At 63.4% G+C, this 8,992-nt stretch carries 7 protein-coding genes and 1 pseudogene; 4 read left to right on the forward strand and 4 right to left on the reverse strand.

Annotated features, from left to right (window positions below):
* Both VFE81_RS03135 and phnS read right to left on the reverse strand, forming a co-directional pair.
* Nucleotides 1-949: ATP-binding cassette domain-containing protein (locus tag VFE81_RS03135; RefSeq protein WP_325043191.1), on the reverse strand; the 949-nt coding region annotated here is incomplete at its 3' end.
* A gap of 89 nt (nt 950-1,038) precedes the next feature.
* Nucleotides 1,039-2,130: a 2-aminoethylphosphonate ABC transporter substrate-binding protein gene (gene phnS, locus VFE81_RS03140; protein ID WP_325043192.1), complete on the reverse strand. Its 1,092-nt coding sequence runs from the start codon at nt 2,128-2,130 to the stop codon at nt 1,039-1,041.
* 360 nt (nt 2,131-2,490) lie between these two features.
* Here phnS and VFE81_RS03145 point away from each other — a divergent pair, with 360 nt between their 5' ends.
* Nucleotides 2,491-3,603 (forward strand): 2-aminoethylphosphonate--pyruvate transaminase, encoded by a 1,113-nt coding sequence (locus tag VFE81_RS03145; protein ID WP_325043193.1) that lies wholly within the window; start codon nt 2,491-2,493, stop codon nt 3,601-3,603.
* Nucleotides 3,604-3,749: 146 nt separating this feature from the next.
* On the opposite strand, the gene VFE81_RS03150 is transcribed toward VFE81_RS03145, so the two are convergent.
* Nucleotides 3,750-4,505, reverse strand: coding sequence for a DeoR/GlpR family DNA-binding transcription regulator (locus VFE81_RS03150; RefSeq protein WP_325043194.1), 756 nt, complete (start codon nt 4,503-4,505; stop codon nt 3,750-3,752).
* A gap of 173 nt (nt 4,506-4,678) precedes the next feature.
* Between VFE81_RS03150 and VFE81_RS03155 the strand changes: the two genes are divergently transcribed.
* Entirely contained in the window at nt 4,679-6,238 is a 1,560-nt protein-coding gene (locus VFE81_RS03155; RefSeq protein ID WP_325043195.1) for an ABC1 kinase family protein, read from the forward strand.
* 141 nt (nt 6,239-6,379) lie between these two features.
* Nucleotides 6,380-7,252: a DMT family transporter gene (locus VFE81_RS03160; protein WP_325043196.1), complete on the forward strand. Its 873-nt coding sequence runs from the start codon at nt 6,380-6,382 to the stop codon at nt 7,250-7,252.
* 130 nt (nt 7,253-7,382) lie between these two features.
* Here VFE81_RS03160 and VFE81_RS03165 read toward each other — a convergent pair whose 3' ends face one another.
* Nucleotides 7,383-8,399 carry a L,D-transpeptidase gene (locus tag VFE81_RS03165; protein ID WP_414695541.1) on the reverse strand — a complete coding sequence of 339 codons (1,017 nt, stop codon included), beginning with the start codon at nt 8,397-8,399 and terminating at the stop codon, nt 7,383-7,385.
* Nucleotides 8,400-8,815: 416 nt separating this feature from the next.
* Here VFE81_RS03165 and VFE81_RS03170 point away from each other — a divergent pair.
* Nucleotides 8,816-8,992, forward strand: a pseudogene (locus VFE81_RS03170) (NAD(+) synthase); the annotation flags it as partial.

The following is an 8,992-nucleotide window of genomic DNA, read 5'->3' on the forward strand; positions in this document are numbered from 1 at the left end:
CGTACCACTCGACCGACGTAATCGCGCCATGCAATTGCCCTTCGCCGAGCGGCACGATACGCAGCGCTTCGGGACGCAGACAGGCGACCCGCTCACGCTCGTTGTAACGCACGTCGTCCATGCTGAATGCGACCTGCGGCGGCAACAGATTGGCCGCGCCCAGATAGCGCGCGACGAAACCGTCGTTCGGCGTGTCGTACAACTGTTGCGGCGTGCCGAGTTGCGCGATGCTGCCTTCACGCATCAACAGCGTGCGGTCGGACAGCACCAGCGCGTCGTCCTGATCGTGCGTCACGCAGACGATCGTCAGATTCGGCAGACGCTCATGCAGCGCCTTCAATTCGGAACGCACCGAGGCGCGCAGATTGGCGTCGAGTGCGGAAAGCGGTTCGTCGAGCAACAGCACATCGGGCTCGATCACGAGCGCGCGCGCCAGCGCCACGCGCTGCTGCATGCCGCCCGATAATTGCGCCGGCATGTGATGCCCGGCATCGCCCAGTTGCACGAGCTTCAACGCATCGGCAACACGTCGCGCGACATCCTTCGACGGCATTCGGCGCGCGCGCAACCCGAAAGCCACGTTATCGAACACCGACAGATGCGGGAACAGCGCATAGCTCTGAAATAGCAAGCCGAGATTGCGCTTATGCGGCGGCACATGCGTCAGGTCATGACCGGCAACGGTCAAGGTGCCCGACAGTCCGTCCGCTTCAATGAACCCGGCGATGAAACGCAACAACGTCGTCTTGCCGCAACCGCTGCGACCGAGCACGGTGAGCAATTCGCCGCGCTGAATGGTCAGCGACAGATCGTCCAGGACGGTGCGCGTTCCGAAGCGCACCGTCAGATGGTCGATCTGCACGCCGCCCGGCGTGTCCGAACGCGCGGCGTCGAGCGCGTCCGGTGAGGCGCCGAGCGCGCCGGGGTGAGCAAAACTGGCCGTATTCACCGGGTTCATCCTCCAACTAGATTAATGCTGATACGGCGCCGGGCATGAATGCAGGGGGCGCCGTCTGACTCAATGGCGAACTGTCCGGCTTACTTCGGTTTCACGACTTCGAGCTGCTTGCCCGACGAACCGATTACGTCGCTCTTCCAGCGTGCCGTCCAGTCAGCCTTCTTAGCCATCACTTGCGTCCAGTCCACCGGGATCAGCGTCACGCCGGCGATCGCTTTCTTGACTGCTTCGCCGTTCTTGCCGGCGAGCGGCACGTCGGTGCGGCCCGGGATACCGAAGATGTCCGGCACCTTGGCTTGCACGTCGGTCGACATCAGGTAGTCGATCAGCTTCTTGCCTTCTGCCTGGTTCGGGCCGTTCTTGATCAGGCCGATCGCGTATGGCAGCTGGAAGGTGGTCGGCTTACCGCCGGCGCTGGCTGCTAGGAAGATCGGCTTGAGCGACAGACCGCCATTGGCCGCATCGTCCAGATCCATTTGCAGATCGCCGTTGGCGAAGGCGATTTCGTTGCGCGAGAGCAGCACGTCGAGGTAGCCGGTGCCCTTGGTGTGGAACTTGGCGCTCTCTTCGAGCTTCTTCAGGTAGTCGAACGCCTTGTCTTCACCCATCAGCGACGTGGTCAGGATGATCACGGCCATACCGTCGCCAGCCGTGGCCGGGTTCGAGTAGGCAACCTTGCCGGTGTAGTCCGGGTGCAGCAGGTCGGCGAACGTCTTCGGCTGGTTCTTCGTAACATCCGGGTTGATCGCGAACGAGAAGTAATTGTTCACGAAGGTCGCCCATGCACCGTTCGATGCCTTGGCGATGGCCGGCACATTCTTGTAGTTGGCGCTCTGATAAGCCTGCAGCAGGCCAGCCTGGTCGGCTTGCTGGATGAACGGCGGCAACGTGACGATCACGTCGGCCTTCGGCTGATCCTTCTCGATGGTGGCGCGATTCACCACTTCGCCGCTACCCGCCGTGACGATGTTGACCTTCACACCTTCCTTCTTTTCGAAGGCCGGCAGCACATCCTTATAGAGGTTTTCGAGGCCGTCGGCGGTGTACAGCACCACTGCGTCAGCCGCATGGGCCTGCATCGCCGTGCCGCCGAACGCTGCTGCGGCGATCAACGCCGGCAACAGTTTGCGGGCGAGGCCAGCCGTGGCGTGAAGGGAATTCGTCTTTGTCATGTCGCTCTCTCCGAAAGGCAAAAAACCAGACGGTCGGGATAACCCGATACCTGTTGTGATTGAACGGCGGTAGCGCCGTGCCGCTTGCGTGTTGCCCGCAGCCAGCTGTCGTGCAGTTTCATACGGATTGCAGATTGCCGACAACTTTGCCGCTTCTTCTCCAGCCTGACTTACAGCTTACCTACGCGTCGCGCTGCCTGCCATGCCTGAACGGGCACGGCAAGAATCACAGGTTTCCATGACAACGCCATGACTATTCTGGCGATTTCCAAAAAATGACACAATTCGCCAATAATATCCAAATCAATCTTTTCGTCACCCTGGCCGGGCGGCGAACATTCATCTGATGACGGAGGCAATGTGAACCTTGGAAACGACCCAATCCTGTTGACCCCAGGCCCGCTCTCCACCTCGCCGCAAACCCGCGAGGCGATGCTGCGCGACTGGGGTTCGTGGGACGCCGCGTTCAACCGCATGACCCATAGCGTGTGCGCCGACCTCGTGAAAATCGTACACGGCGAAAATGACTATGTATGCGTGCCGCTTCAAGGCAGCGGCACGTTCGCGGTCGAAGCGGCGCTCGGCACGCTGGTGCCGCGTCAAGGCTGTGTGCTGGTTCCGAACAACGGCGCATATTGTGCCCGTCTGATCAGGATATTGCAGCGAATGGGCATCGCTTATGTCGAACTGGCGCTGCGCGACGACGAACCGGTCAGCGCCGCCGCCATTGAAGACGCCTTCAATCACGACTCGCGTATCAGCCACGTCGCGCAAGTCCATCTGGAAACGAGCGCCGGTCTGCTCAATCCGCTCGACGATATCGCCGCGGTGTGTCAGCGGCACGGCAAGAGCCTGATCGTCGACGCAATGAGTTCGTTCGGCGCGCTGCCGATCGATTTACGGCGCGGCGGCATCGACGCGCTGATCTCGGCGAGCGGTAAATGTCTCGAAGGCGTGCCAGGAATGGGATTCGTGATTGTGCGGCGCAGCGTGCTGGAGCAGAGCGAAGGACGCTCGCCGTCGCTCGCGCTGGATCTGCACGATCAATATGTCTACATGCAAAAGACGACGCAGTGGCGCTTCACGCCGCCGACTCACGTGCTCGCGGCTTTGCGCCAGGCGCTCGATCAGTTCATCGCGGAAGGGGGACAAGCGGCGCGCGGCGCCCGCTACAGGCAGAACTGCGCGGCGTTGGTAAACGGCATGAAAGCGCTCGGTTTCGAGCCGTTTCTGAAGCCAGAGGTGCAGGCGCCGGTGATCGTCACGTTCCACGCGCCGCGCGACCCCGCGTGGAATTTCGCTAACTTTTATGCTGCGGTGCGCGAGGCCGGCTACGTACTCTATCCGGGCAAGCTCACACAGGTGGAAACGTTCCGTGTGGGTTGCATCGGCGCGATCGATGCGAACGAACTGCACAACGCTGTGGCGGCGATAGGCCGCACGCTGAAACAGCTTGGGATTCGTGTGAAGTGATAAAGGCGCCGCGGAGCACCCGTGGCGCACGAGGTGCTCCAGGCACTCGCTCATGCGCATCGGCCCTCAGCCGCCCGGGTATCCCGATACCCGGGCGATCAGGCACTCAGGCACTCAGGCACTCAGGCACTCAGGCGATCAGGCGATCAGGCGATCAGGATTTCCGGCCCATGCGCCGTGATCGCCTTGCCGAGCGCCTTCTCCGGCGCCAGTTCGGTGACCAGATAACGTACCGACTCGATGCCGTTGATGCGCACCGGCGTCACGCGCCCGAACTTTGAGTGGTCAGCGACGACCACTACCATGTCGGCGGCGGCGATCATACGGCTGCGCACTTCTGCCGCCATGCGGCTGTAGTCGGTCAGATAGCCGTCCGGCGAAATACCGCCCGCGCCGATGAAGGCGAAGTCCGCGTGGTACTGCGTCAGTTGATGGACCGTGTCGAGGCCGAAGGTGGCGTCTTCGATGTCCGACAGTTCGCCGCCGAGCAGCGTCACACAGTTATCGTTGCGGCGGCCGAGCAGCAGCGCGATACGCCAGTCGTTCGTATAGACCGACAGGCGGTGCCGGTCGAGCAGCGCCCGGGCCACCGCTTGCGTGGTGCTGCCCGAATCGATGACCAGCGAGGCGCCGTCCGGCACAAACTCGGCCGCGCGTTCGCCGATCGCACGCTTGGCACCGGTGTTGGCGGCTTCGCGCGTATCGAGGTCGGGCTCGCGCCGGTCGCTGGACAGCGCGCCGCCGTGGGTCGTGACTAGCAGGCCCCGCCCGGCCAGCGCATTCAGATCACGACGGATCGTCTCGCGCGACACATTCAGTTCGCGCACCAGTTCAGCAACCGAGAGCGCGCCGGTTTTGGCGACTTGCGCCAGGATGTATTGGTGACGTTGTTCTGCGAGCATCTGTTGAGGGCCGGAAGCCGGCACGCTTGAGTTTCACCACGGTGGAAGGCCGGCGTATTGTATTACGCGTGGCGCGGGGATGCTCCTCCTCGCGCGCTTACCTGCTAACCTGAATACCCTTGGCCGCGCGCCGACGCCTGTCGATGCCGCGTAGTCCGTCAACCGAACTGCCGATGCCGCCACTGTTTCGCCGTTTACTGCTGCTGTTCCACGCGTTGCGCTATGGCTCGCGCCTGATCTGGCTGGCCGCCCCGCCCGATCACAAACTGCACTGGATGATCGAGCTGCTCGGCCGCGTGCAGGCTTCCGGGCGCAGCGGCGAGAGCCTGCACGGAGTGCTGCCCGCGCTCGGGCCGCTCGCGAGCCGCTTCGCGCAGACCCTGGTGGAACGGCCCGAACTCGCGACCGGCACTCTGCACGATGCCATCGACGCGATCGACCACCTCGAAGCTCCGCTGCCGCCGCAGGAATCCGAACAGGCTTTGGCACGCGCATTCGGCCGGCCGCTCGCCACGATCTTCAATGCGGTCGATCTGGTGCCGGTGCGCGGCGGCTTCGCCGAACAGACGCACTTCGCGCGGCTCATCGTGCCGGTCAACGGCCATAGCGAGGTCGCCATCAAGCTGGTACGCGCGGATCAACTGCAACAGATCGGCGACGAACTCGCGCTTCTACGCTGGGTCGCGCGCTGGCTGGAGAAGCTTTCCAGCTCTGCCCGCCGCCTGCAACTGCGTACGCTCGCGCAGACCTTCACCGACGACGTCCTGCGCCGCTTCGATCTACGCGCCGAGGCCGCCAATCTGAGCCAGACCGGCCATCATTTCGACGGCGACCGGCGCATCGTCGTGCCGGACGTGATCTGGGACCTCTGCACCAACCACACGCTGACAATGCAACGCGTCAGCACCTTGGCCGCAAGCGACCTGCCCGGCCTGCATGCGCATCACATCAAGCTCGCGCCGCTCGCCGCGCATATCGTCGAGGTGGTGACTGAACAGGCATTCGAGCACGGCTTCTTTCACGCAACGCTCGATGCGCGCCGGGTGCGCGTGAGCGTCGAACCGGACACGCTGGGGCGCCTCGTGCTGGCGGAGTTTTCGATCATGTCGAGTCTGTCGACCGGCGAGCGCGAATTTTTCGTGCACGGCGCGACAGCGCTGTTCGACCAGGACTACGGCCGGCTTGCCGAACTGCATCGCAATGCCGGGCATGTGCCACACGACACGCGAACGGAAATGCTCGAAGCCGAGTTGCGCACACGCGCCGAAGCGCACTTCGCGGCCGAGCCGGAAGACCGGTCGGCGGGTTCACTATTCCATCATCTGCTGCACGCGGTGCATCCGTTCGACGGCGCCGTGCCCGGCCGGCTCGCCACGGCGCAGCGCTCGTTTCAGCAGGCGGAAATGCTGGCGCGCGCGCTGCATCCGGGTGTCGATACATGGAATGTCACGCGCAAAGTGCTGGCGGGCATTGCGCGGCGTGACATGGATCACCGCGGCTGGATCAAACGCATCTCGCACGAATTGCCACATTTGGCGCACATGCTGCCGCGCGTGCCGCAACTGGCCGTGCGCTATCTGCAGCAGGAGCACGATCGCGTCCGCACGCCGCAGCAGAATGCACAGCTGATACTGGATATCAGCCGTGAATATCGGCGTACGCGTGTGCTGCTGTGGGCATGCGCGCTATGCGGCGGGGTGCTCGGCGCGGGGACGGTATTGTTGATGTGGTGATGCCCGAAGAGGCTGCGGACGCTTCGGAACTCTATTAAGACCTGCCATTGAGCCCGTACTCGCGATTGCAGCTTCGAACAAGACGCGCTTCGAGTGTCCCGGCAAGATGGCGGCTTTTCACGCCACCCCGTCTCGTCTCAGATGCTCGCTTCCTCAATCGCCGCCGTATTCGTCGTGCTGTGGTCGACCGGTTTTGTGGTCGCCCGGGCGATCACGCCCTATGCCGATCCCAATCTGTTCCTGCTCGCGCGCTTTGGCGGCACCGCGCTGATATTTGCGCTTGCCGCGTTCGCCGCACGCGCCGCGTGGCCGACCGGCCGCGATCTTGGCAAACACCTGCTGGCGGGCGCGCTGCTGCAAGGTGTCTATCTCGGCGCGGGCTACTGGGCCGTTGCCCAAGGCTTGAGCGCCGGTGTGATGGCCCTGCTCGGCGCACTGCAGCCGCTCGCAACCGCCGCCGTCGCGGCGCCGCTATTCGGTGAACGGCTTTCGCGGCGTGGCTGGGCCGGCATGGCGCTCGGGCTCGCGGGCGTCGTACTGGTCCTCGAACCGAAACTCACCGCGGCAGCACCGCCCACCCCACATGGCAACGCGCCGCCGTGGCTGGTCGTGCTCATCTCGATCCTCGCGATCGGTGCGATCACCGCGGGCACGCTGTTTCAGAAGACTTCGCTGGCGAAGGCCGATATCCGCAGCGCAAGTGCGGTGCAGAATTTCGGCGCGGCCGTCGTTGCATCGATTCTTGCGCTGGCGCTCGGCGAGCATCGCTGGATTGCTTCGGCCACTTTGTGGGGGTCGCTTGCGTGGGGCATCGTGATGCTGTCGGGGATCAGCGTCACCTTACTGGTGTGGATGGTCAGGCGCGGCGATGCTGCACGCGCTACGGCGCTCATGTTTCTCGCGCCGCCGCTCGCCGCGCTCGAAGGGTATTTCGGCTTCGGCGAAACGCTGCTGCCGGTGCAGATCGCTGGATTTGCGGTGGCGCTGGTGGGCGTGCTGCTGGCGCGGTCGTGAGGGTTTGATCGGCGCACGCCGGTCTGGGTCGGTCGATGCGCGTTCGTCACACGTGCTGGGCGGCATGGTCGCCCGCACGTTATCAACTCGATATCTGCTCAACACCCTCGCCTGCCGGTCAACTCGCGCATCAATCCGCCGTGTCGGCGCCCGCCGGCACTTTGGCGCGCGCCTTGCTGCCCGGGGCCGGTGACCAGGCCGGGCGGCTCTTGCGCTCCGAATCGACCACCACGATGTAACGCCCCGCCCACGGGATCACCTGGCGATCGCTTTTCAACACCCACAGCGATTTACCGGACTCGACGAGCGCGGCATATTCGGCGTCGAGAATGCCGTAATGGTCGATAAATGCATTGAGCGAAGCGGGAATCCGCACGCAGCCCTTTGAATGGCGAATACCGAGTAGCGGCTCGAGCCGGTCCGGGTCGGTGGCGTGCATCTGGAAACGCATCTGCGACATGCCGCCCTTGCCCCAACCCCGCTCGCCCTGAGCCCAGCCGAGGTCGAAGATCCGCATGTCGCGCTTGCCGTAGCCGCGGATACGGTTCTCGTTCAGCGTGCCTTCAGAGCGGAAATCCATATTGGACGGCGTATGTTCGAACACGCCGAGCGGCGTGATGAAGTGGTCGTACTCGCCGGGCCGGCCGGTTGAAACCGGCGACGCACCGATCATCTGCCAGCTATCGGCCGGGGTCGCCCGGAAATAGATGAGCAGCGCTTGCACGTTGGCGTTCCGGTCGACCACCACGACATACTCGCCCGACAGGTTGCCGAGCATGTGCTCACTGAGCACCGTTTGCAGGCGGCCGGCATAGGCGTGCTGCTCCGCCGCCGGCACTTTCAACCGACGCGTCACGTCTTGCGCGAACACGTCTCGCAACAGGAGCGCGCGGCGCGGGTCGACTACGCCGGCCGCGTCGGGCGCGGCAACGGTCGACGCGTTGACAGCCAACGCCGGGCGCTTCGCCGCTACAGATGCCGATGTCGATGCCCGGACGGGCGTAGTGCCCGAAGCCGGGGCCGTGCCCCATGCCGCTATAGCGACGCTACATGACACCGCACAAAAAACGGCTCCCAACGCACGCTTTAGATAGCGTACTGAAAGAACTGCGCGCGCGGAACACGGCGCATAGAGTAAATCCGACATACCCACCACTTCGCGTTGACGATCTACCGATGCGGAAGGATTGCGGTCCGGTGCAGGCTGGCCAGGCCGATTGGGGTAGTTCATCGCGTATTTGAGCAAACCTGATTATTATTGACTGCTCGCCGGCTCATGCGGCGCTCGGAACGAGGATGTTACTAAGCACATTGGTATCTGTCGATGAAGAATCGGCCAATTCACCCGCATCGCCGCATTGACAGTCAATATTCAACTATCTGCGCCGCGGTTTAAAAGCCGCGCAAAGTGAATTTAAAGCCAATATCCGCGATAAAACCGCGAGACTGATTCGTCATATCATGCCCGCAGAACCGGCTCCGTTCATGGGCCTGCCGCTCGTGCAATCCGCGCCAGCGTTCATGATCGACACCCGCGCCACCGCACACGGAGAAAAGAGGAACATGACGCAACAAGACCCAGCCGCCCGCCAGGCAAGCATCGCAGCGGAAATGCACGTCACCGCCGAGTTCGACGCCACACGGGAAATCGAGCGCCGGGTCGCTTTTCTGGCGAACTATCTGCGCAGCAACGGCCTGAAAACCTATGTGCTCGGCATTAGCGGCGGAGTGGATTCAACA

The sequence above is a fragment of the Paraburkholderia sp. genome (assembly GCF_035656215.1).
Lineage (GTDB): Bacteria > Pseudomonadota > Gammaproteobacteria > Burkholderiales > Burkholderiaceae > Paraburkholderia.

Excerpts from the sequence above, each read along its gene's own strand:
- phnS (WP_325043192.1), bottom strand. The coding sequence starts at position 2,130 with ATGACAAAGACGAATTCCCTTCACGCCACGGCTGGCCTCGCCCGCAAA.
- VFE81_RS03150 (WP_325043194.1), bottom strand. The coding sequence starts at position 4,505 with ATGCTCGCAGAACAACGTCACCAATACATCCTGGCGCAAGTCGCCAAA.
- VFE81_RS03155 (WP_325043195.1), top strand. The coding sequence starts at position 4,679 with ATGCCGCCACTGTTTCGCCGTTTACTGCTGCTGTTCCACGCGTTGCGC.
- VFE81_RS03160 (WP_325043196.1), top strand. The coding sequence starts at position 6,380 with ATGCTCGCTTCCTCAATCGCCGCCGTATTCGTCGTGCTGTGGTCGACC.
- VFE81_RS03165 (WP_414695541.1), bottom strand. The coding sequence starts at position 8,399 with ATGTCGGATTTACTCTATGCGCCGTGTTCCGCGCGCGCAGTTCTTTCA.